This window comes from Verrucosispora sp. WMMA2121 (assembly GCF_027460185.1).
Classification (GTDB): Bacteria; Actinomycetota; Actinomycetes; order Mycobacteriales; family Micromonosporaceae; genus Micromonospora; species Micromonospora palythoicola.
The window spans coordinates 4,437,000-4,461,012 of the sequence record NZ_JAPZBH010000006.1; the positions used below are offsets into that span (position 1 = coordinate 4,437,000).

Sequence of the window (24,013 nt, forward strand, 5' to 3'; positions counted from 1 at the left end):
GACCTCGCCTGGCTGCGAACGCGACCGCGCTCCGCAGTACGCCACGGGCAGCGATCCGATTCTGGGACAGACGTGATCTGCGTGGCTGGGCTGCCGACCTTCGGCTGGGCGCCCGGACAGACCAGCGAGTGGGGTGTCGGTGGAGTTTCGGCTCTTGGGTCCGATCGAAGTGTGGGCGGCGGATCAGCGACTGGACCCGGGGCAGCCGCGCCAACGCGCGGTTCTGGCCGCGCTGCTCGTCGACGCGGGACGGGTCGTTCCGGTGGAGACCCTCATCGACCGCGTGTGGGGAGAGGAACAGCCGGAGCAGGCACGTCGAGTCCTGCACTCACACATCTCCCGGGTCAGGCAACTGCTGTCCCGGGCGGATCCGACGCCGTCGACGTCCGTGCGGTTGGCCCGCGAGCCGGGTGGCTACCTGCTGAGCGCGGAAGAGAGAAGGATAGACGGGCACCGGTTTCGGTTGCTGCTTCAGTCGGCGCGTGACCGCCGAGGGTTGGACGACTTCGATCGCACTCGGCTGATCCGAGAGGCGTTGACGTTGTGGCGCGGGCAGCCGCTGGCCGGCGTACCGGGCGAATGGGCCGCCCAGGTACGCGCGGGGTGGAACGCGGAGCGTGTCGACGCCGTGGTCGAGTGGGCACGTATCGAACTGCGGCAGGGTAACCCGGACGAGGTCCTCGCCCAGTTGACCGGTCTGAGCGCCGAACATCCGCTGGTCGAACCGCTGGTCGAGGTGTTCATGCGTGCCCTGCATGCCACCGGTCGAAGCGCTGACGCGTTGGATCGGTACGCGGGATTCCGCCGTCAGCTGGCCGATGGGCTGGGCGTCGACCCGAGCCCGGTGCTACAACAGCTCCACCTGTCGATCCTCAGGGGTGAGCCGTCCCTGGCCGACACGGATGCCGTCTCCCCGGTGCCCACTCCCTCCGCGACCGCAAGCCGCGCACCTGCTGCCGGCCTCAGCACCATCGCCGGCTCCTTGGCTCACCGGCCACGTACGCTGCCGCGGCAGGCGCCTGACTTCACCGGCCGTTCGGAGATCATTGCTCGAATCGCCGTAGCGGTGCGCGCCGAGGACCAGCAGTCGACGATGGTGCAGATCATCGACGGGATGCCCGGCAGCGGCAAGACGACGTTGGCCGTGCAACTGGCGGTGCTGCTCCAGGACGACTATCCGGATGGCCAGCTGTTCATCGACCTGCACGGTCACAGCACGCGCGACCCGATGGATCCTCGAACGGCCCTGTCGGCATTGTTGCAGCAGATGGAGGTCCCGCCGGACCGCTTGCCGGTGGACTTCGAGGGACGGGTCGCGTACTGGCGCACCCTGCTCTCCGGCCGTCGTCTGGTGCTGGTGTTGGACAACGCCGGCAACTCAGCCCAGATCGCACCCCTGCTGCCGACAGCGCCCGGCTGTCTGACGTTGGTCACCAGCCGGCGGCGACTGGGGCTCGACAGCGTACGGCTGGAGCCGTTGCCGGTGATGACACCGGCGGAAGCGACCGAACTGCTCGCCCGTATCGCGGGCTCCGACCGGGTGGCCGCGGAGCCGGCGGCGGCATCCGAGGTCGTGAGCCGGTGTGGCTATCTTCCATTGGCCATCCGCCTGGCCGGGACGCGGCTTGCGCACCGCCCGAACTGGCGGGTCAGCGACCTGGCCGCACGGCTGAGAGGCGATCGCCCGACTCTTCCTGAGCTGACGGCGGAGACCCGCACCGTAGCGGCGGCCTTTGCGCTGTCGTGCGCGCAGCTGTCACCCCCGGCGCACCGGGTGTTCCGCCTGCTGGGCCTGCACACCGGCGCCGATTTCGACGCCTGTGCCGTTGCCGCGCTGGTCGGGCTGCCGCTGCCGCGGACGCAGCAGCTGCTGGATGAACTCGTTGACAGCTACCTGGTCGAAGAGCCGACCGTCGGGCGGTACCGGCTGCACGACCTCGTCCGCGAGTACGCCTTCGAGTTGTGCACCGCCACGGACAGCGATGACGACCGACGCGCCGCCGTCGAGGGTCTGCTGGACTTCTATCTGCACGCGGCCGACGTTGCCCGCCGGTCCATCGAGTCGCCCAGAAGTCGCCGCTTCTTCGAGCCTGGCGCGCCCCGCCGCCCCGACCTCGTAGAGGACCTTGGTGCGTTGCCGTCCAGCTGGTGCGCAGTGGAGCGCCGGAACCTGGCCGCGGCCGTCGCGCTCGCGATGGACGTCCACTGCTATTCCTATGTGTGGCGCCTGGCGCGAGTGTGCTGGCGTCACCTGTACCAAGCCGGCAGCCTTGACGAGCTCATCGCCATGCAGGAGCAGGCACTGGCTGCGGCGAAGGCGCTCGACGACGACGAGGCGCTCACCGCGAGCTGCAACTATCTGGCGTCCGCCTACTTCCGTCGGGGCGAGACGCAGCGGTGCCTGGAATTCATGGAGCCTGCGATGGCGGCGGGGCAGCGCCTCGGTAACAAGGCGTGGCTCGCGGTTCTGCACGGCAACGTGAGCATCATCTACCTGAACGCCGGACGACATCCGGAGGCTATCGCCCACGGCTTGCAGGCGCTTCGGGAGTTGCGTGACACGATTGAACCGGACCCGGACGTTCCCCGTCTGCTGAGTGGGCTCGGAGAGATCTACGCGATCACCGGGCGATACGAAGAAGGGCTTCTGCACCTACGGCGTTCGCTGTTCCTCGCCGCGGAGAACGGTGACCAGCAGGTCGTGGCCAACGTCCTCCGCAACATCGGTTCCATTCGCTCCCGTCAGGGCGCGCAAGGGTACGCGAAGCGTCTCCTCACCGCATCCTTGCTGATCTATCGTCGTTTCGGGACCGAGTGGGGCGAGGGCGAGGTGCTCAACGAGCTCGCCTCCATCGAACTCGCCCTGGGCAGGCCAGATCTGGCCGCGCAGGTGTACCACGAGGTGATCCACGCGCTGCGGGACAAGAGAAACCCGGGCATCGAATCCGCAGCCCACAACGGGCTCGGACGGGCCGCTCTCGCCGCCGGCGACGTTCACGCCGCGCGTGAGCACTTCGAGGCTGCCCTGGAACTGGTGCGCGAAATCGGTCACCGTCGCGAGTTCGCAATTTCTCTCGACGGCATCGCGTGCTGCCTGGTGGCCGCTGAGCCTGACCGCGCTCGGACACTGTGGCGGCGAGCCCTGAAGCTCCTGATCGAGCTCGACATGCCGGAACGCTTCGAGGTGGAGAAGCGGTTGACCGAGGCGGAGCGTCGGCAGCCCGCCGTTCGGTGACGAGTACGGACTTCCGTTATCCGACCGGTGGGCGCGGCGGCGAGTAGGCACATCTTCCGGTACGTCTGTGGCCCGTGCTGAACTGCGAGTTCGGGAAGTTGTGGCGGCCGCAAGGTCTTCGCAAGCCTCCACAACATTCTCTCAACGGATGCACCGCCGAGGCTCACTACATTGCTGGCTAGTGATCGGTGGAGAAGCGGTGCCGCGCACGAAGTAGCCGAATCAGTCGAACAGGTCATGGCAACCCGGTTCCGGCGACTGGAAACGCATCGGGGGCGGGCGCGGGCCGACAACCCACCATTCCCGGTGACCCACCGGGGCCGCCTGCCCAGCGGATGGGCAGGCGATCCAACCTCCCGAGTGAGGAGAATTGATGAGCGGAACACTGCTGCGGGTTGGACTCGCTGCGCTGTTCGCCGTCGCGGTGCCCGGCCTGCTCGCCGCACCGGCCAGCGGTTCGCCGGCTGCCGACGACCCGAGCCCGGCGTTGCCCCTGTCCACCGACGTCGCCGACCGATATCCGTCGAGCCCGTGTGACCCGAACGGCACCACCACGTCCGACAGCACCATCGCAAGCCAACTCAACGGTCAGCTGACCGGCACCATGGCTGGCGCGATGACCGCGTACCGCGTCTCCTGCGCTCGTATGGTCGTCGACACGGTCCGCGACCGCGACCTGGCCTCGCGCGCGGCGGTCATCGCCATCACCACCACGATCGTGGAAAGCACCATCCAGAACATCAATGTGGAACTCGACCACGACAGCCTCGGCCTGTTCCAGCAGCGTGCTTCCTGGGGCACTGCGGCTCAGCGTCTGAACCCCACCTGGGCCACCAATGCGTTCCTCGACAAGATGATCCGCGAGTATCCGAACAATTCGTGGATGACCGCGCAGATCGGGGACGTGTGCCAGGACGTACAGGGATCGAAGTTCCCGGAGCGTTACCAGCCCCAGGCCGCTGACGCACAACGCATTGTCGAGGCGCTCTGGTCCGTGTCTGAGCCCGGTGGTCCGGCTGTGGTGCGGGCGGAGGGTGAGTACCACCTGTTCGGGGTCAGTCCGAGTGGTCAGCTCAGCCAGAACACCTGGCGACCCGGCGGCTGGCTCGGCTGGGAATCCCTCGGCGGCACCGTCGCCGGCACCCCCGCCGTCACCTACCACGACGGCCAGTACGACGTGTTCGCCCGCAGCCCCCGAGGCGTCGTCTACCAGAAAACCTGGCAAGGCACCTGGAGCGACTGGAAAAGTCTCGGCGGCATCATCCAAGGCGGCCTCGCCGCCGTCTACGTCAACGGCGAACACCACGTCTTCGGAATCAGCCCCAGCGGCCAGTTGAGTCAGAACACCTGGCGAAACGGCAGCTGGCTCGGCTGGGAAGCCCTCGGCGGCACCGTCGCCGGCACCCCCGCCGTCACCTACCACGACGGCCAGTACGACGTCTTCGCCCGCAGCCCCGGCGGCACCGTCTACCAGAAAACCTGGCAAGGCACCTGGAGCGACTGGAAACACATCGGCGGCACCCTCGGCTGACAACGCTCGTCGATGCCGAGGCCGGTTGGCCGGCACGGGTTACCCCGTGCCGGCCAACCGGTCCTTCATACAGTTCCGCTCAGGTCGGTACCACCCGGCCCGGTGCGGTCAGCTCCCGCGTACCTCGGCGGCGGCGGCCACCAGGTGCCGGAGAGACGCCTCGACCTCCGGATAGCCGCGCGTCTTGAGGCCGCAGTCCGGATTCACCCACAACCGGCGGGCCGGCACGGCCGCGACGGCCCGGCGCAGCGCCTCGACCACCTCGTCGCGCGACGGCACCCGGGGCGAGTGGATGTCCCAGACCCCGGGGCCCACACCCCGGCCGTAGCCGATCGCGGCCAGGTCGTCGAGGATCTCCATCTTGGACCGGGACGCCTCGATGCTGGTGACGTCGGCGTCGAGGGCGTCGATGGCACCGATCACCTCGCCGAACTCCGAGTAGCACAGGTGGGTGTGGATCTGGGTGTCGTCGGCGACGCCGCTGGTGGCCAGCCGGAACGCCGCCACCGCCCAGTCCAGGTACGTCTTCTGGTCGGCCCTGCGCAGCGGCAGCGTCTCCCGTAGCGCCGGCTCGTCGACCTGGATGACCCGGATCCCGGCGGACTCCAGGTCGCGGCACTCGTCGCGAAGGGCGAGCGCGACCTGGTCGGCGGTGTCCGCGAGGGGCTGATCGGTACGGACGAACGACCAGGCCAGGATGGTGACCGGACCGGTGAGCATGCCCTTGACCGGTCTGCTGGTCAACGACTGCGCGTAGGTGGACCACGCGACGGTCATCGGTGCCTTGCGTGACACGTCGCCGTAGATGATCGGCGGGCGTACGCAGCGGGAGCCGTAGGACTGCACCCAGCCGTGCCGCGTGGCGGCGAAACCGTCGAGTTGCTCGCCGAAGTACTGCACCATGTCGTTGCGTTCCGGCTCCCCGTGCACGAGCACGTCCAGACCCAGCTGTTCCTGCAACCGGACGACCTGCTCCACCTCGGTGCGCATCCGGGACGCGTAGCCGGCGTCGTCGAGGCTGCCGGCCCGGTGCGCGGCGCGGGCCCTCCGCAGCTCGGCGGTCTGCGGGAACGACCCGATCGTGGTGGTCGGCAACTCCGGCAGACCCAGTCGTTCCTGCTGCCGGGCGGCCCGGGTGGGATAGTCGCCGCGCTGCCGGTCGGCCGGGCGCAGCGCGGCGAGGCGGCCGCGTACGTCGTCGTGACGCCAGTTTGCCGGGGTGGCCGGCAGGGGCGCGGGCAGCGCGGTGGTGCCGTCGCGCAGCGCGCGGCCGAGCACGACGATCTCGTCGACCTTCTGCCGGGCGAACGCCAGCCGCTCGGACAGCCGGGGGTCGAGATGCGTCTCGGCGGACAGGTCGACCGGAACGTGCAACAGCGAGCAGGACGACGAGACGGCGACGTGGTCGGCCAGCCCGGCGACCGTCGCGCCGGCCGCGACAGCGGCCCGCAGGTCGGTACGCCAGACGTTCCGACCGTCGACTAGGCCGGCGACGATGGTCTTGCCACCGAGTGGTCCGGCGGCGGCGAGACGGTGCAGGTTGCCCGCGCCGGCGACCAGGTCCAGACCGACGGCGTCGACCGGGGTGTCCAGCAGGGCCGGCAGCGCGTCGCCGAGGTCACCGAAGTAGGTCGCCACGAAGATCCGCGGTCGGTGCGTGAGGTCGCCGAGCCGGGTGTAGGCGCGGCGCAGGGCGTCGATCTCGGCTGGGCTACGGTCGGCGGCGTAGGCGGGCTCGTCCAGTTGCACCCAGCTGACGCCCGCGTGCGCCAGCTCGGCGAGAATCCGGGCGTACGTCTGGACCAGGTCGTCGAGCCGAGCGAACGGGTCGACGCCCTTGGCCAGCAGCAGGAACGTGGCCGGTCCGACGAACACCGGCCGGGTGGTGATGCCCAGGTCGCGGGCCTCGGCGTACTCGTCAAGCGCCTTCGCCGGGTTGGCGGTGAAGACGGTGTCCGGGGCGATCTCCGGCACCAGGTAGTGGTAGTTGGTGTCGAACCACTTCGTCAGCTCCAACGCCGGCTCGGCGTCGACACCACGTGCCATGGCGAAGTAGGTGTCCAGCGCGGACAGACCCAGCCGGGTGAACCGGTCCGGGACCGCGCCGACCGCGACCGCCGTGTCGAGCATCTGGTCGTAGTAGGAGAAGGTGTTCGACGGGATCGCGTCGAGACGGGCGTCGCGCAGCGTCCGCCACACCTGCGCCCGGAGGCCGGCGGCGGTGCCGGCCAGAGCCTCGGCGTCGATGGTGCCGGCCCAGTACGCCTCGACGGCCTTCTTCAGTTCACGGTTCGCGCCGATGCGTGGGTAGCCGAGCACGGTGCTCTGCCCGAATGCGGTACTCACCAAGGGTTCCTTCCCTCGAAGTGTCCGGCGGACACGGGAGGGAAGACGGGTACACCTCGGGTACCGGCTTCCGCCCTGGTCCTCCCACGGGACCGCCGGCGACGCACGCCGGCGGCGTGCGCAGCACTGGCAGGTCTTCGGACTCGCGGGCATGACACCAGGTCGCCTACTGGCCGTCGCTTCCCAGACCTCACGGTCCAGTGCTTTGTTGACGGCGGTCGTTCCCACTCACCGCTGCGGGGCAGTCCCGGATTCACACCGGGTTCCCTCTTACGACGCCCCACCCACCCGGGCGGGACGAACCAGCACCACCGGCCATCGTACGGGCCACACCGCCGGCTAAGCCCGAGGTGTCCGGCCTGCGGGACCGCGAGCAGGCCGGACACCGCACTAGCGCAGGTGCCGGGCGAAGAACCGGCCGGCGTCCTCCCCCGCGTACCAGGGCACACCGGTGTGTCCGCCCATGTTGGCGTGCAGCGTCTTCTCCGTGGAGCCGAAGGCGTCGAACAGCTCCAGCGCCGCCTGCCGGTCGTTGCCCTCGTCGTCCCACTGCAACAGCATGTGCAGCGGAATGGTGACCTGCCGGGCCTGTTCGACGATGAGGCGCGGGACGAAACTTCCGGCGAAGAGACCGGCGGCCACGATCCGGGGCTCCACCACCGCGAGTCGGACGCCGACCGAGATCACTCCCCCGGAGTACCCGACGGGGCCGCCGATCTCGGGCAGCGACAGGAGGGAGTCCAGGGCGGCCTGTGCTTCCGGGACCGCCCGGTCGACGAGCGGGAGGACGAGAGCGTCCACGATCTCGTCGCTCACCGCCTCGCCCGCCGCCAGCACCCGGTGCAGTTCGGCGCGAGCCTGCTCGGCGGCGGCCCAACGCGGCCGGTCACCGCTGCCGGGCAGCTCGACCGCGGCGGCGGCGAAGCCGTCCGCTGCGGCGCCCCGGGCCCGCGCCACCAGACGGGGGTACATCCGGCCCAGCCCCAGTGGCGGGTGACCGAGCAGGATCAGCGGAACCGGTGCGGTCGCGAACGCGGGTGTCCACAGGAAACCGGGGATGTCGCCGAGCGTGAACCCGCGTTCGAAGACGCCGTCGTCGAGGTGTCGTTCGGAGGTGAATCGCATGGTCGTGCCTTTCGGGAGTGCGTGTGAACGGCGCTCCCGGGCGACCTACCGCCCGACCGTGACCCCGGAGGGGAGCACCCATGTCGAAACGTTCACGGGTACCACCTCCTCGGTCTCTCGCACGGCCTTCGGGCAAACTAGCAGCGGGCCGTCCCGGTCCGCCACGGGGTTTCCCGCGCCGCTTCCGCTCGCCTCGCGCACTGTCGGCCGGTGAGGTTCACACCCCCAACCGGAACGCCTCGACATGCTGTTGGCGGGACGGAACCCGCAGGGCGCGCAGGCTGCGTCGCACGGTGCCGGCCATCGCCGCGGGACCGCACAGGTAGACGTCGCGCTCGGCGATGTCGGGGACCAGGCCGCGCAGACTCTCCGGACTGAACGGCTGGCTGCCGTCGGCGGTGCGACCGGTCAGCAGGTGCAGGCGGGCGCCCCTGGCCTGTGCCAGATCGCGCAGCTCATCGATCAGTACCGCGTCGGCGGGCGTGCGGGCCCGGTAGAGCACCACGACGTCTCCGGTCAACTCCGGGTCCTCCAGCAGCGCCCGGATCGGAGTGATGCCGATGCCACCGGCGATCAGCAGGCTGTTCTCCCGGGTGCGGGCGGCGGTGGTGAGGGCGCCGTACGGACCCTCGGCGTAGACCCGGGTGCCCACCGGCAACTGCCGCAGCCCGGCGCTGGTGGAGCCGATCGCCTTCGCCGTCAGCCGCAGCGTGCGACCGTCGGGCGCCGCCGACAGCGACCACGGGTTGACCTGCCACCAGGAGTTGTGCCCCGGGAAACGCCACCAGAAGAACTGGCCGGGACGGGCGCGCAGCCGGTCGAGGCGGTTGCCGGCAACGTGGACGGACACGACGTTGTCGGTCTCCGGCACCACCGCGACGACCCGCAGCCGGTGCCGGACGTTGCGCACCAGCGGCACGACCAGGCGGTTGGTCAGCAACGAGCCGACCGCGAAGGCCCACAACCCCCACCAGTAGGCCTTGGCGACGGCGCTGCCGGCGAACGAGGCGCCCTCGTAGATCTGGTGGATCACCGACAGCACGATCACCACGTACACCACCAGGTGGATGGCGTGCCAGAGCTCGTACGACATGCGGCGGCGGGCGATCCGTACCGAGGTGGAGGCCAGCACGCCGATCAGGACTGCGGCGATCATGCCGAGTAGCACCGGCATCTGCCGGGCCAGGTTCGGGATCTCGGCGAAGAACGAGATCCGGTCGATCTGTGCGTAGCCGAGCAGCACGAACGTCGGGTGCAGCACGACCAGCCAGAAGATCGCGAACCCGGTCCAGCGGTGCCAGTTGGTGAGCTTGTCCATGCCGATCCGCCGTTCCAGGAACGGCATCCGGCCGATCAGCAGCAGTTGCAGTGCCATCACGAAAGCCAGATGCAGGCCGAGGAAACGGCCGATCGCGGTCAGGGTGTTGGGCGTCGGCCGGCTCGGATGAGCGAACATGACCTGGAGGATCACCAGGTTGACCAGGACAAACGTCCAGAGCAGCAGGTACGCGGCCCGAGCCTGGCCGGTGCGGCGCACCGGACCTGCCGCGGCGGCGGTGAAGGTGGTCGTGGACATCGTGAGCCTTCCTGAAGCGGTCCCGGTCGGGGTGGCGTGGGATTCCGTTCCGTCTGCCTCAGCGTGCCAGCGTCGGCGTGCGCCCGGAAGCTCGCCGAGCACGATCGCAACCTGCCCGGTGCCGAGCCCGCGAGCGGCGAGGTCGCGGTGCCACCACACGCTGCGCCGCCGCCCGCGCCGCGACGTGTGGCTGCCAGGGGCGCAGGAAAGCCAGCCGGGGGCATGGTCAACGGAGCCGCCGGTTGCGAAACTGCTTCAATCTGCGTCGGTGGGGGCGATCGGACCCTCGACCCCTCCGGCAACCAGGCGGGCCGGCCGGACGACACCAAGGGCCGGTTCGGTGCGCCGGACCGCCAGCCCAGGCTGGCTCGACGCCGGCCCGACCCGGACGGAGGGAAGGAATGGCCAGCACACCGCTGTCCCTGCCGCAGTCGTCCGCGCGCGCCCCCGAGTTCGGCCGGGACGCGCTCATCGTCTGCGAGAACCTGGTGCGGATCTACCAGACCGGTTCGATCGAGGTGCAGGCACTGCAGGGACTGGACCTGACCGTGGCCGGCAGTGAGCTGGTCGCCGTCGTCGGTGCCTCCGGGTCGGGCAAGTCGACGTTGCTCTCCATCCTGGCCGGCATCGACGCCCCCACCGCCGGGCGGGTCCGGGTCGACCGGTGGAACCTGCTGACGATGTCCCGCGCGGATCGGGTGGCGTACCGGCGGCACACCGTCGGGTTCGTGCGGCAGCAGACGGCGAGCAACCTGATCCCGTACCTCACCGCGCGGGAGATGGTGGACCTGCCGATGACGGCGGCCCGTACCGCAAAGCGGGAGCGCCGGGAGCGCGCCGCCGAACTGCTGGACAGCCTCGGTGTCGCCGACTGCGCCGAGCGGCGCCCCGGGCAACTGTCCGGGGGGCAGCAGATGCGGGTCGCGATCGCGGTGGCGCTGGCCAACCAGCCGCGGATCCTGCTCGCCGACGAGCCGACCGGCGAGTTGGACGCCGCCACGTCCGCGGAGGTCTTCGGCGTACTCCGGGAGGTCAACCGGCGGTACGGCGTCACCGTCGTGGTGGTGACCCATGACCCGGCGGTCAGCGGCCAGGTCGAACGGACCGTCGCGATCCGGGACGGACGCACCAGCAGCGAGGTGCTGCGCCGCACCACCACCAACGAGCAGGGCGACACCCAGGTGATCGCCGAGGAGTACGCCGTGATGGACCGGGCCGGGCGGGTGCAGGTGCCCCGTGACTTCCGTCAGGCGCTGGCGCTGACCCGGCGGGTCCGGCTGGCCCTGGAACCCGACCACATCACGATCCGCCCCGATTCGGGAAGCGACGAATGAGCGGCGAGCCGCTGCTGCGCGTGCGCGACGTGCACCGGCGCTTCCGCACCGGGCCGACCGTCGTACACGCCCTGCGCGGCGTGTCGTTCGACGTGGCCGCCGGCTCCATGGTGGCGCTCGTCGGCCGCTCCGGCTCGGGCAAGACCACCCTGCTCAACACCGTCGGCGGCCTCGACCGCCCGGACGCCGGCACGGTGCACGTCGACGGCACCGACGTCACCGACCTCGACGAGGACGGCCTGTCCCGGTTACGACGGGAGAAGGTGTCCTACGTCTTCCAGAGCTTCGGGTTGATCCCGGTGCTGTCGGCCGCGGAGAACGTCGCCGCCCCGCTGCGGCTGGCCCGCGTCGCCCCGGCCGAGCGTGAGCGCCGGGTCGAGTTGCTGCTGGACCTGGTCGGCCTGGCCGACCACGCCCGGCAGCGGCCGGCCGAGCTGTCCGGCGGCCAGCAGCAGCGAGTGGCGATCGCCCGTGCGCTGGCCGCCTCGCCCCGGCTCCTGGTCGCCGACGAGCCCACCGGGCAACTGGACGCCGAGACCGGACTGTCGGTGATGGCCCTGCTGCGCGCAGTGGTCGAATCCGAAGGCGTCACCGCACTCGTGTCCACCCACGACCCGGTGATGATGGCACTGGCCGACCGGGTGATCCGCATCGACGACGGGCAGCTCACCGACGAGACAGCCGGACGACCGCCCGAGCCCGTGCCGGACGCCAGGTGACGCGTCGATGCTGAGGCTGGTCATCCGGCGCGCCCGCGCGCAGTGGCCGTTGCTGGCGGCCCTCGTCGGCATCGTCACGGTCGGCGCGACCCTGCTGGGCACCTGCACCCTGCTGAGCACCCGCACCACCGAGCGGGCGCTGGAGGTCGCCATGGCCCGCGCCGCGCCGGCCGCCGTCGACGTGACCGTCTACACCGGCACCGTCGAGGGCCGGGACACCTGGTCCGTCGCCGCCGACACCCGTACCGCGGTGGCCGCCGCGCTCGCCCCGTTCCCGGTGACCACCACCACGCGGGCGTCGACGGTGCTGCGGGCGCTGCCGCCCACGCTCGCCCCCGGCACCACCGTCCCGGCGCAGGCGTACCTGTCGGGGCTGGACGACCTACCGACCCGAGCCGAGTTGGTCACCGGGCGTTGGCCACGCGACCGTGGTGACGCCGTGCTGCTGGAGTCCACCGCCCAGCTGCTCGACCTCACCACCGGTCGGCGGGTGCGCCTCGGCGCCGAGCTGGCGCACGCGCCCGTCCCGGCCATCGACGTGACGGTCGTCGGTGTGGTCCGCCCGCTGCCGGGACGCGGCTGGGACCGCGACCCGCTGGCCGCGGCCGGTTCCGCCACCGGCCACCAGGACGGTCGCTTCCGGCAGCCGGTGAACGCCTACGGCCCGTTCCTCGTCGACCTCGCCGACCTGATCACCACGGGCGCCACCGTCGACCGGATGGAGGTCACCGCCCACCCGGACCTGTCCCAGGCCAACCGCCGCGATCTGGAGACCGTGGCCGGGTCCGTCCGCGGCGCCGACCGTCGGTTGGCCGCCGCCCTCGGCGACCGCGTCCGGCTCGCCCGGGTCGCCTCCGACCTGCCGCTGACCCTGCGGTCCGCCGACGACCAGCGGCACGTCACCGCCGCCGTCGTGCTCGCCGTCGCCGTCCTCGGCGGTGTCCTGACCGCGACGGCACTCGTCCTCGCCGGCCGACTGACCGCAGGCGTGCGCGCCGACGAGACCGCGCTGCGGTCCGCCCTCGGCACCAGTCGCCGCCAACTCGCCGCCACCGCGACGCTCGATGCCGTCGTCGTCGCCGCCGTCGCCGCCGCGCTCGCGATACCGGCCTCGTCGGCCGTACACGCCGGCCTGACCCACCTGCCGCCGCTGGACGGCGCCGGCCTGACCGCCCGGCCGGCCGTGACCGGTGTCCAGGTCCTCGCGGTGGCCGGCGGCGCGCTGGTCCTCGCCGCCGTCCTCACCGTGCTCGCGATCCGGCCCGGCCCGGCGCCCGACGCCCGACGCACCCGCCGCGACCTGCTGGCCCGGTCCGGCACCGACCTGCTGCTCGCGGTGTTCGCCGCCGCCGGCTGGTGGCAGCTGTACGCGCAACCCACCGCCGCGAGCCCGCGCGCCGACGTGGTCCGGGTACTCGCGCCGGCGCTGCTGCTCACCGCGGGCGCCGCGCTGGCGCTGCGGGTGGTGCTGCCCGCCCTGCGCGGCGTCGACCGGTTGGCGTACCGAGCCCGCGGGCTGGCGCTCCCGCTGGCGGTCGCCGAGGCCGCCCGCCGGCCCCAGGCGGTCGCCGCCGGGCTGCTCGTCGGGCTGGCCTGCGCGGCCGGCACCTTCGGCCTCGCCTTCGACACCACGTGGCAGCAGTCGCAGCGCGACCAGGCCGCGCTCTCCGTCGGCACCGACCTGGCCCTCGCCCTCAGCACGGCGCCGGCGCCCGGAGAGGGCGCGGTCGTCGGCGCGGTCACCGAGGGGACGGTGAGTCCGGCCCTCGACCGGGGTACCGCGGTCGGTCAGTGGCTCGGCACCGCCGGCGACGCGCCGCGCCTGGTCGCCGTCGACACCAGCCGCGCCGACGCGCTGCTGCGCGGGCGGCTCGACGGTGACCGCACCTGGCCGGACGTGGCAGCGTTGCTCGCCCCACCGACCCGCGTCACCGGCGTACCCGTTCCGGCCGGAGCCTCGCTCGTGCTGACCGGAACCGCGACCGGCGACACCAACCTCGCCGTGACGCCCCGGCTGCTGCTGCAGGACGCCACCGGCCTGCGCATACCCTGCACCGGTCCCGCCGTGCCACTCGACGGCCGGGCGCACCGGTTGCCCGCGTGCGCGACCGCCGACGGACTGCGCCTCGTCGCGGTGTCCCTGCCGGTCGAGGCCGGACCGGATGCCGGGTACGGGGTCGGTGGCCGCGCCGCCGTCGCCGTCACGCTCACCGTGCCGTCGGCCGGATCGACGGTGGGATCGGACTGGACCGCCATGTCGGTGTCGCCGGTGCCGAGCACGCTGCGCGACCCGACCGTCGGGCTCTCGGCCACGTCGACGGGGACGGCGCTGCGGATGGCGGCGACCGTCGACCTCGGCAGCGTCGCGTACGCCGCCCCCAACCTCGTCGCCACCGCCTTCCCGGCCCCCGGCCCGGTGCCCGTCGCCGTCTCCGCCCGCTTCGCCAGCGAGGTCGGTGCCGACATCGGCAGCCAGCTCAGCCTCACGGTCGGCACCACGGCCGTCCCGATCGTCGTCACCGACGTCGTGCCGACCGTGCCGTCCGCCCCCGGTGCCGTGGCCGTCCTGGCCGACCTGGACCTGCTGTCCCGCGCCCGCGCGGTCGCCGGCGATCTGACGTTCCCGGTCGACGCCTGGTGGGTCGGTGACCCGGCCGGACCCGGTGCCGCCGACCGGGCCGCCGCCCTGCACCTGGGCACCGTCGCGACCCGCGAGGCGGAGACCGCCCGGCTGACCGGTGGCCCGCTGCACGCCGGGCTGCCGGCCGCGCTGCGGCTCGTCGTGCCGGCCGCGGCCCTGCTGCTGCTCACCGGCGTCGTCCTGCACGTCACCTGCGACCTGCAGGCCCGCGCCGTGGAGGTGGCGCGGCTACGCGGCCTGGGGATGTCCCGACGCGGCATCCGGGCCGTGCTGCTGGGCCAGCACGTCGGCGTTCTGCTGCCCCTGCTCGCGGCGGGCGCGGCCGTCGGCGCGCTCGCCACCCGCGTCGTCGCTCCCCTGCTCGTACGCTCCGACTCCGGTGCCGCGCCCGTGCCGGCCGCCCAGCCACACTGGCCGTGGCCGGCCGAGGCCGCGCTGCTGGCCGTACTGCTGGTCGGATCCCTGCTGGCGGTCGCCGTGGTGGTGGTCGTCCAGGTCCGCCGAGCCGACGCCGCGCACCTGCGGGTGGTGCCGTGAACCGGTGGCTGACCCGCCGGTGGCCGGCGCCGCACTGGCCCAGCGTCCGCGGCCGGGGCCGTGCCGACGCCGGGCCGCTGCTGCTCACCGCCACCGTCGTCGCGGCCGTCGCGCTGCTCGCCGGGGCGGTGCCGGCGCTGCTCCGGATCGCCGCCGACGACGCCGTCCAGGACACGGTCCGCCGCGCCAGCCACGACTCGAACGTCCTCGTCCACGCCAACTGGGAACGCGACGACGGTCCGACCGGCGGGCGGATCCGGATGCCCCGCCTGGCCGACGACGTCGACAACTTCCGCGCCCGGGCCACGTACGCGCTCGGGACCGACCTGGACGCGGCGCTGCTTCCGCCCACCGCCGTTGTCACCAGCCAGAGCCTCACCATCACCGACGGCGACCAACCGCGTACCCTCCAGGTCACCTATCTGGCCGGTGACCTCGGCGGCCCGGACGTGACCTGGATCGCCGGCGGCGCGCCCGGCCCCGCCGCACCCGGACGGTCCGTCGAGATCCCCCACGACGGACCGCCCTGGCCGATACAGGTCGGCCTCTCCGAGGCGGACGCCGCCGCCCTGCACCTCGGCCCCGGCGATCGGATTCCGGTCCGGGACGGTCAGGGCCGCGACAAGGACGTCCGGATCAGCGGGATCTACCGACCCGTGGACAGCGCCGACCCCGCCTGGCGACTCGCCCCGGCCCTGCTGCGGCCGGTGCCCGGCGCCGATGGCGTGGGCACCACCCGGATCGCCGGACTGCTGTCGCGCGAGTCGCTGCCGGACGCCCGGCTCGCCTTCGACGAGGACCAGCTGCGGCGCACCGTCCACTTCGCCCCCGAGCCCGAGGCGCTCGCCTGGGACGCCACCGCGACGCTCGCCAGGCAGGTGGTCACGCTCAAGGCGACCTCCGGCTCGTCCGGCGTCCGCGACCAGTCCCTGAAATGGGAATCACGGCTCGACACCGTCCTGCGCGACGCCCGTAACCAGATCAGTGCCGCCTCGGCGCAGGCCGCCGTCCTGCTCGCCGGGCTCCTCACCGGCACGGTGCTGGTGCTGCTGCTCGCCGCCGATCTGCTGGTCCGCCGGCGTACCGCCGTGCTGAGCGCCGCCCGGCAGCGGGGGGCGGCGCTACCCGACCTCGGTGCCGAACTGCTCATCGAGTCCACCCTGGTGTCCCTGTCGGCCGCCGCCGTCGGGCTCGCGCTCGCCCGTGCGGTCGCGCCCGGCGTCTCCTGGACCTGGACCGTTCCCGTGGTGCTGGCCGGTGCTGTCGCCGGGCCGATCTTCGGCACCCTCGCCGCCGCCCGCGCCAGCCGCGACCGGCGCCAACCTGCCAACCGTGCCGCGCGCCGCCGGATCCTGGCCATCGGCCGGTTGCGCCGCGCCGCCGTGGAGGTCGCTGTGCTGACCGCCGCGGTCGCCGCCGTCGTCACCCTGCACCAGCGCGGGCTGCTGCCCGTCGTCGCCGACGGCGACACCGGTGAGCTGACCGGCGACCTGGTCCTACCGGTCAGCGCGGTCGCGCTGGGCGTGTTCGCCGGCACGCTCGTCCTGCTGCGGCTGCTGCCCGCCGGAGTGCGGCTCGCGCTCCGACTGGCCCTGCGCTCGCGCCGCCCGCTGGCCGTGTTCGGCGCCGCCCGGGCGGCCACCACGGCCGGACGCGCGCTGCCGTTGCTGGCACTCGTCAGCGCCACGGCGCTCGCGTCGTTCGCGCTCGTCGTCGGCACCACCGTCGCCCGTGGTCTGACCGACGGCGCGTGGAGCACCGTCGGCGCCGACGCCCGCCTCGACGTCGACACCGACGCCGCGGCCGCGACGCCCGCGCTCGCCGAGGGCATCGCCACCGCACCCGGGGTGGAGCAGGTCGTCGTCGCGCAGGTGACCGACTCGGCACCCGTCTTCACCGAATCCGCCCTGCTCACCCCACGCCTGGTCGTGGTGGACGCCGCCGCGTTCCAGCGCCTGCTGGCCACCACCCCGCTGCCCGACGCGCCGGCGCTGGCCCGGCTCACGGCATCCGGTCCCGGCCTCCTGGACGTCCCGGCTCTGGTTCGTTCGAGCAGCGGCGACCTGCGGACCGGGATGCGGCTGCGGCTGGCCCGGGACGACGCCCCGGCGGTCGGTCTCGCCGCGGTCGGCGCCGCTCCCGACGTCGGCGGCGCCGCCGACGTCGTCATCGTGGACGCCTCGGCTCTCGCCGACGCGGGGCTGCCCGCCGTGCCCAACACCGTCTGGGTGACCGGCCCCGGCGCGGCGCGGGCCGTGTCGAGCAGCGGCGTCTCCGCCGACGTGGTGCTCCGCACGGACGTGCTACGGGCGCAGCGGGTGGCTCCGCTGACCGCGGGGATCTCCCGGCTGGCGTGGACGGTCGCCGCGGTGCTGGTGGCGCTGGGGCTGCTCGGCCTCACGCTCGCCGCCGCCGCCGGTGCGTCGGAGCGGTGGCAGACCCTGACCCGACTGCGGACCCTCGGCCTGCGGCCACGCGACGCTCGCTGGGTCGCCGCGGGCGAACTGCTGCCGCCGGTCGTGGTCGCCGCGTGCTGCGGCCCGCCGCTCGGGGCCCTGCTCGCCCACCTGACCCTCGGCCCGCTCGAGCTACGGCTGCTCACCGGGCAGGCCGACGACCCGGCGGCGGTCCTGCCGTGGTGCCTGCTCGGCCTGGTGAGCGCGGCGCTGCTGGTGACGGCCGCCGTGGTCGTACCTGTCGAGTCGGCGCTGCGGCGACGCGACCGGCTGAGTGAGGTGCTCCGCGTCGGAGGGACCACGACATTAGGTGAAGGTGATGTCGGCAGGCGATGATGCCTCTGCGCGCGGCGATGGCGCGTGAGGGAGGTGGCGAGGTGGACGACTGGCTGCCTGACGCTCAGGTGCTCGCCATGCTGGACCTGGAACCGCAGGGCTGGATACTGGCCCGGGCGGTGCACGAGGGTCGCCTGATCGTTGATTTCGAACTTGCCTACATCAACGACGCGGGGTGCGGCCTGGTCGGACGGTCGCGCGCCGACTTGGTCGGGCGCCGCTACCGGCACCTGTGGCCGGAGACCGTGCACGACGGGACGCTCCCGTTCTACCGGTCGGTCGTGGAGACGGGGAAGCCGGCCCTACGCACGGTGTACTACGAGCGGCAGTCCATCACCGGACATTTCGAGTTCCGGGTGGGTCCGTACCGCGACGGGATCATGGTGCGGTGCGTGGACCTGCGTCAGGTGACGGTGTCTCCGCAGTCGGCCGGTGCGGTACGGCTGTACGACATGCTCGACACCGCGTTCGACGGGTTCACGGTGCTGCGCCCGGTGCGGGATGCCGGTGCGGAGATCGTGGACTTCGTCTGCGAGTACGTCAACCAGGTCGGGGCCAAGATGACCGGCCGCAGCGTCGAGGACGTGATCGGTCACCGACTCAGCGATGTCTCTGCCCACAGCTGGGACAACGGGCTGTTCGATCGCTACCGCACGGTGGCCGAGACCGGAGAGCCGTGGCGGCAGGAGTTGACCTATCCCGAGATCAACCAGGTGTGGGAGATCAAGGTGGGACGTACCAGCGGCGGGCATGTCGCGGTGTCGTTCCGGGAGATCACTGAGCAGGTCGACAAACAGCGACAGCTGGCCGAGAGCGTGGCCCGCGCCGAAAAGGCCGCCGCCCGCGCCCGCAGCCTGGAAAGCGTGACCGCGGCGCTGGTGGCGGCGAGCACGACAGAACAGGTGTACGCCGCCATCGGATCGGTGCTGCGACCCTCGGCAGGCGGACAGTCCCTGGCACTGCTCCTGCACCAGGAACGGTCCCTGCGCCTTGCTTACCACGCCGGGTACGAACCAGAGATCATCGCGCGGCTGCATGACCTGTCGATCGAGCATCCCTACCCGGCGGCGGCCGTCGCCCACACCGGACAGCCCCGTTACCTGACCTCACTGGCGCAGTTCCACGCCGCTCAGCCCGACCCGGAGACAGCGGTCCCGCCCGGGTCCCGCCAGGCGTGGGCCTTCCTTCCGCTGACCGTGGCCGGCGAGGTGCTGGGTGCGCTCGTCGTCGGCTATCGGGAACCGCGTGACTTCGATCCCGACACCAGGTCGACGCTGACGGCCCTGGCGGCGCTGGGAGCCCAGGCACTACAGCGGGCGATGCTGTTCGAAACCAGCGTGTCGATCGCCTCCGAGCTGCAGCACGCGCTGCTGCCGGCGGCGCTGCCGCAGACGGCGGGGCTGCGGCACGCGGCCCGGTACCTGCCGTGGACCCGCGGCGCCGAGGTGGGCGGCGACTGGTACGACATCATTCCCATCAGTGACGGCGTCGTCGCCGTCGTGATCGGCGATGTCGCTGGCCACAACACCGCCGCCGCAGCCACGATGGGTCAGGTCCGGGACGCCCTGCGCGCGTACGCCATCACCGGGCAGCGGCCGGCCGTGGTCATGAACAACGTCAACCACCTCGTCCGCGCGCTGCGGCTGAACACCATGGCCACCTGCTGCTACCTGCAACTGGACGTCGCCGAGGGGGCCGTCACCGCAGTGCTTGCCGGACATCCGGCCCCGATCCTGCGCGACGCACACGCCACCGGCCTGGTCCGCCTCGTCACGCACCCTGCCCTGGGCGTTTCGGACTCGGTCGTCTACCGCGAGGACCGCTTCGACTTCCCGCCCGCCGCCACCTTGGTGCTGTACACCGACGGACTCGTCGAGGACCGCAGCCATCCACTCGACCGGGGCTTGGCGGAGCTGTGCGCGGCAGTGCGCGGCGCGCCCCGCCTCGACCCGGCCGAGATCCTGGAGCACATTCTGGCCGGCGGCGTCGGTCCGTGGCCGCGGCGCGACGACATCGCCCTGCTCTGCCTCACCCGGGACCCGGTCGAGCGCTGACGAGGCGATCCAGGTGCCGGCGGCGGCCGAGGCACGGCCACCGCCGGCACCCGTCCGCTACCCGGTGTACTTGCCGTTACGGGTGTCACCCGAGGTGGCGTCGTAGATCACCTTGCGGTAGCGGTGCACCGAGCCCTTCTTCACCTTCTGCCAGTGCCACAACGGCACCGCGTAGTCGTGGTGCTTGTGGTACGAACCCGCCTTGTAGTAGATCCGGTGGCGGGCGTAGCCACCGCAGTTGGCCAGGTAGCTGTGGGAGTACCTGGCCATGCCGCCGAAGTCGGACGAGTAGTAGGTCCGGTGCGGATGCGACACCGAGTCCGGTTGGGGGTAACCGGGCAGCTCGGCCCAGTGGTAGGAGTTCCAGTACAGATCCCAGCAGCTCGACACCGCCGTCGTGGCCGCACCACCCGGTGACGGCACGACGAGGTCGTCCGCGGCCACCGGCGAGGCCACGATGGTCCGGTCACCCAGTTCCGGCGGGATCGGCGTGCCCGGCGGTGGCTCCGACAACAACTCGCGCGGCACCGGCGTGTCCTTCGGGGTGATGCTCAGGTACGCCGCCAGCATCGTCGTCGCGTCGTCGCGGACCAGCGGAGCGTTGCGGCCGATCTGGCCGTCCTCCCGCAGTCCCCAGTCACCGGACTCCTCGTCCTGGGAGAACGTGACCCGTACCCCGTTGCGGTAGGTCAGCCGGGCCACCTCGACCTCCCGGTCCACCGGCTCCTCGGCGTGCGCCCCCGGTTTCGGGTCAGCGGCGGCAGCCGGCGCGGCCGGAGCGGTCACCGCCACCACGGTCGGCAGGACGACCAGCACGGCGAGCACCGCACGGCCCGACAGCGAACTCCTCATGGCACCTCCTCGTTCTGCGTTGATCGGTACGCGGACCGGACGGCCCGCTGCGGCACCCATGGTCGGAGGCGGGGTTCACAGCGCCGTCAAGGTGACGTCAATCGGTGCTGTCGCAACGGCGACGCTGACGTACCCACCGTGCCCCGGCAGGCGCCAAATGGAGGTGGACCAGTCTCACCGGAAGGCGTCGGATGAGCAGACAAGGTCGGCTGCAGCAGCACAGGTGCACCCTCGTCGTGGCCGCCGCCGGCTACGGCAAGACCAGCTCGATCCGGGCGCGGCTGCGCGGCCGGACGGTGCACTGGTTCGACGGTGCGGACGCCGGCCCGCTGGTCACCGGTTGCCCCCAGCGGCTCGCCGACCTCGGTGCCCGGTGTGCGGAAGACCCGTCCGGTCGTGATCCGGTCTGGCTTGTCCTCGACGACGTGCCTCAGCTGTCCCACCGGCAGCTACGCGCTCTCGTGGACACCGTGGACGTGCTGCCGGACCGACTCCGAGTCGCGGTGCTGACCCGCCATCCCCCGGCGATGCTCCGGCGCCCGACGGGGATGCCGGCCGAACTCGGCCCGGCCGACCTGGCGCTCACCGCCGAACAGGTGGCGGCCGTCCTCGTCGCCGACCACGGCACGGCCGACCCGACGCTCGCGGCACGGGTGCACGCCGCCACCGCCGGCTGGCCGGTGCTGGTCGCGCTGGCGGGCGAGTCGGCCGGCGTCAGCGGCGTCGACCTCGACGATCTGGCCGGGCCGGGTACGGCGCTGGAGTCCTACCTGTTGCGGGAGGTGCTCGCTGGCCTGCCGGCCGAGGCTGACCGGCTGCTGCGGGACGCCGCTCACCTGGACCCTGTCCTACCCGACCTGTGTCGACACCTCGGGCACCGGCGGGCCTGCCATCTGCTGACCTGGCTGACCCGCGCCGGCATCGTCGCGCCGACGGCCGTCGGCGGCCAGGAATACCGGGTGGTCCCGGTCGTCGCCGACGTCGTCCGACGCTGTCTGCCGCTGACCGTAGCGCGGCGCACCCGACTGTACGCGTGTTCGGCGACGTGGTACGCCGACAGTGGACACCTCGTGCCGGCACTGCGGTCGTCCGGTCGCTGTGGTGCCGTCGAGGCCACCGTTCGGCTGCTCGCCGAGCACGGCGCGACGATGCTCGCCTCGGGCGGGGCCGCGACGATCGCCGAAGCCTGCCGGTCACTGCCCGGGCGGGCGCTCACGCCGTCGCTGCGGCTGCTGCATGGCGAGGCCCTGCAGATCCAGGGCGACTTCGACGCCGCTCTCGCCGCGTACGACACGCTCGCGGCGGGACAGTCATCGCTGATCGCGGCACTCGCCTGGCGGTACGCGCTCGTTCACTACCTGCGCGGCGAGCCGGGCCGCGCCCTCGACATCTTCCGGCGCGGCCGACTCGATCCGCTCCCGACCACCGACAACGTACGCCTGCTCGCCTGGACCGCGGCGGCGTACTGGACGACCGGAGATGCCGCCGCCTGCCGGGATCACGCCCGTCGGGCCCTGACCGCGGCGGTCGCGGTCGGTGCCGACGACGCGCTCGCCGCCGCGCACGCGGCGCTGGCGTTGGCGGCGAAGCTGAGCGGAGACCGCTGCGCCGCGGACGAGCACCACGAGAAGGCGCTGCGGTCCGCCGAGGCGGCCCGCGACACCGTGCAGGTGACCCGGATCCGCGCCAATCGCGCTTCGGCGCTCGTGGGCGAGAGCCGCTACGCCGAGGCACTGGCCCAGCTGCGACCGGCGGTGGAACTGGCCGAGTCCAACGGTTACGCGGCGATGCTCGCACTGGCCCTGTGCAACGAGGGCACCGCATACTTCCATCTCGGACAACTGGCACAGGCTCTCGCCTGCTACGAGCGGGCCGTGCCGATCCTGCAGCGGATGGGGTCGCACAAGGTCGCGTACGCCCTGGTGGGAATCGGTGAGATCCACGCCCTGCGGGGACGCGGGAGCCTGGCGCGAGCGGCCTTCGAGGAGGCGCTGCGGGCCAGCGAGCCGGTCGACGATCACCAGGCTCTGGTGCCGGCCTTCGCCGGGCTCGCCCGGGTCCTGGCCGCCGAGGACGGCGCCACGGCGATCACCATGGCGCAACGGGCGGTGGCCCTGGAACGCGGACCGGATTCCGCCGCCGCCCGGCTGGCCCTCGGCTGGGTGGCACTGGAGACGGGCGACCGGGATCGGGCGGTCACGGTCGCGTCGACAGCCGCCGAGGCGGCCCGTCGGCACCGTGACCATGCCGCGTTGGCCGAGGCATTGGAGCTTCGCGGTGCCGCCACCGTCGATCTCGACGATACGCGCCGGGCGTGGCGGGAGGCGGCGGTGATCCTGCGAGACATCCAGGCGCAGGTGGCGGCGGACCGGCTGGCGGTGCTGCTCGGTCGGCTGCCCAGCACGGGTCCGCAGGAGCGTGCCGCCGGTCACCTGGCCGCCGCGCGGCTGGCGGCGGTCGGCGTGCCGCAGCCGGGCATCGCCAGCCGGTGCCATGGCATCCGGGTCCGCATCCGCACCCTCGGCGGATTCGAGCTGTGGGTGAACGGGGAGCCGGTGCCGGCCACGGCGTGGCAGTCGCGTAAGGCGCAGGACCTGCTGCGGATCCTCGCCGCTCGACGCGGCCGACCGGTGCCGCGCGAGCAACTCGGCGAGTTGCTCTGGCCCGACCAGGATCCGGGCCGGGTCAGCCACCGGCTGTCCGTGGCCCTGTCCACCCTCCGCTCGGTGCTCGATCCCGACCGTCGCGCCCCGACGGACCATTTCGTCGTCGCGGCGCACGCCAGCCTGACCCTCGATCTCGATCACGTGGAACTCGACATCGAGCAGTTCGTGACCGATGCCGCGCACGGCCTCCGACTCGCCGAACAGGGAGCGGTCGAGGACGCCCGCACCGTGCTGCTGCTCGCCGAGCAGCTCTACCGGGGTGATTTCCTGGAGGACACCGCCTACGAGGACTGGGCGACGCCGACCCGGGACGAGGCGCGTCGCGTCTACCTCAGGGTGGTGCGCACGCTGGCGTCGCTGGCGCGACAGCGGTGTCAGCTCGACGAGACCGTGCGGCTGCTCAGCCGTGCCCTGGAGGTGGAGCCCCATGACGAGCGGGTGCACGGTGAGTTCGTCGGTACGTTGGTGGCAGCAGGTCGGCACGGTGAGGCCGACCAGGCGTACCGGCGCTACGCCGACGCGATGTCCGCCATCGGGGTGCGCCCGCGCCCTCGGGGCCAGTTGGGCGGCGTGCCGATGCGCCCGTGACACCGAGGTCACAGCGG

General features: G+C 72.5%; 12 protein-coding genes and 1 riboswitch. Of the genes, 8 read left to right on the forward strand and 4 right to left on the reverse strand.

Features of this window, described 5'->3' with window-relative positions; all coding sequences use genetic code 11:
* Positions 1-139 precede the first annotated feature (139 nt).
* Together O7605_RS28830 and O7605_RS28835 are read left to right on the forward strand one after the other, a co-directional pair.
* Positions 140-3,235: an AfsR/SARP family transcriptional regulator gene (locus O7605_RS28830; RefSeq protein WP_269742113.1), complete on the forward strand. Its 3,096-nt coding sequence runs from the start codon at positions 140-142 to the stop codon at positions 3,233-3,235.
* A 373-nt stretch (positions 3,236-3,608) separates the two neighbouring features.
* On the forward strand, positions 3,609-4,766 hold the full coding sequence (locus O7605_RS28835) for a hypothetical protein (RefSeq protein ID WP_269742114.1): 1,158 nt from the start codon (positions 3,609-3,611) through the stop codon (positions 4,764-4,766).
* Positions 4,767-4,874: 108 nt separating this feature from the next.
* On the opposite strand, the gene metE is transcribed toward O7605_RS28835, so the two are convergent.
* The 3 genes from metE to O7605_RS28850 form a co-directional block, all read right to left on the reverse strand.
* The gene (gene metE, locus O7605_RS28840; RefSeq protein WP_269742115.1) at positions 4,875-7,112 is read right to left on the reverse strand and encodes a 5-methyltetrahydropteroyltriglutamate--homocysteine S-methyltransferase; all 2,238 of its coding nucleotides are present in this window, start codon (positions 7,110-7,112) and stop codon (positions 4,875-4,877) included.
* Between the two features lie 111 nt (positions 7,113-7,223).
* A riboswitch (cobalamin riboswitch) is annotated at positions 7,224-7,434 on the reverse strand.
* Between the two features lie 68 nt (positions 7,435-7,502).
* A complete protein-coding gene (locus tag O7605_RS28845) occupies positions 7,503-8,237 on the reverse strand; it encodes an alpha/beta hydrolase (protein WP_269742116.1) in 735 nt (244 codons plus the stop codon).
* A 217-nt stretch (positions 8,238-8,454) separates the two neighbouring features.
* Positions 8,455-9,813, reverse strand: a complete 1,359-nt coding sequence (locus O7605_RS28850) for a ferredoxin reductase family protein (protein WP_269742117.1) — start codon at positions 9,811-9,813, stop codon at positions 8,455-8,457.
* 401 nt (positions 9,814-10,214) lie between these two features.
* On the opposite strand from O7605_RS28850, the gene O7605_RS28855 reads away from it, so the two are divergent.
* Genes O7605_RS28855 through O7605_RS28875 form a run of 5 tightly spaced genes read left to right on the forward strand, consistent with a single transcriptional unit; the run spans position 10,215 to position 19,890 of the window.
* Complete coding sequence (locus O7605_RS28855; RefSeq protein ID WP_269742118.1) at positions 10,215-11,147, forward strand: ABC transporter ATP-binding protein; 933 nt, start codon at positions 10,215-10,217, stop codon at positions 11,145-11,147.
* Positions 11,144-11,866 carry an ABC transporter ATP-binding protein gene (locus O7605_RS28860; RefSeq protein ID WP_269742119.1) on the forward strand — a complete coding sequence of 241 codons (723 nt, stop codon included), beginning with the start codon at positions 11,144-11,146 and terminating at the stop codon, positions 11,864-11,866. The genes O7605_RS28855 and O7605_RS28860 overlap by 4 nt, the downstream gene beginning before the upstream one ends.
* 7 nt (positions 11,867-11,873) lie before the next feature.
* Entirely contained in the window at positions 11,874-15,044 is a 3,171-nt protein-coding gene (locus O7605_RS28865; RefSeq protein WP_269742120.1) for an FtsX-like permease family protein, read from the forward strand.
* A complete protein-coding gene (locus O7605_RS28870) occupies positions 15,041-17,836 on the forward strand; it encodes an FtsX-like permease family protein (RefSeq protein WP_269742121.1) in 2,796 nt (931 codons plus the stop codon). Before O7605_RS28865 ends, O7605_RS28870 begins: the two co-directional genes overlap by 4 nt.
* Positions 17,833-19,890, forward strand: coding sequence for a SpoIIE family protein phosphatase (locus O7605_RS28875; protein ID WP_269742122.1), 2,058 nt, complete (start codon positions 17,833-17,835; stop codon positions 19,888-19,890). Before O7605_RS28870 ends, O7605_RS28875 begins: the two co-directional genes overlap by 4 nt.
* A gap of 57 nt (positions 19,891-19,947) precedes the next feature.
* Here O7605_RS28875 and O7605_RS28880 read toward each other — a convergent pair whose 3' ends face one another.
* Positions 19,948-20,742, reverse strand: coding sequence for a hypothetical protein (locus O7605_RS28880; protein WP_269742123.1), 795 nt, complete (start codon positions 20,740-20,742; stop codon positions 19,948-19,950).
* A gap of 191 nt (positions 20,743-20,933) precedes the next feature.
* Here O7605_RS28880 and O7605_RS28885 point away from each other — a divergent pair, with 191 nt between their 5' ends.
* Entirely contained in the window at positions 20,934-23,996 is a 3,063-nt protein-coding gene (locus O7605_RS28885) for a BTAD domain-containing putative transcriptional regulator (protein WP_269742124.1), read from the forward strand.
* Positions 23,997-24,013 lie beyond the last annotated feature (17 nt).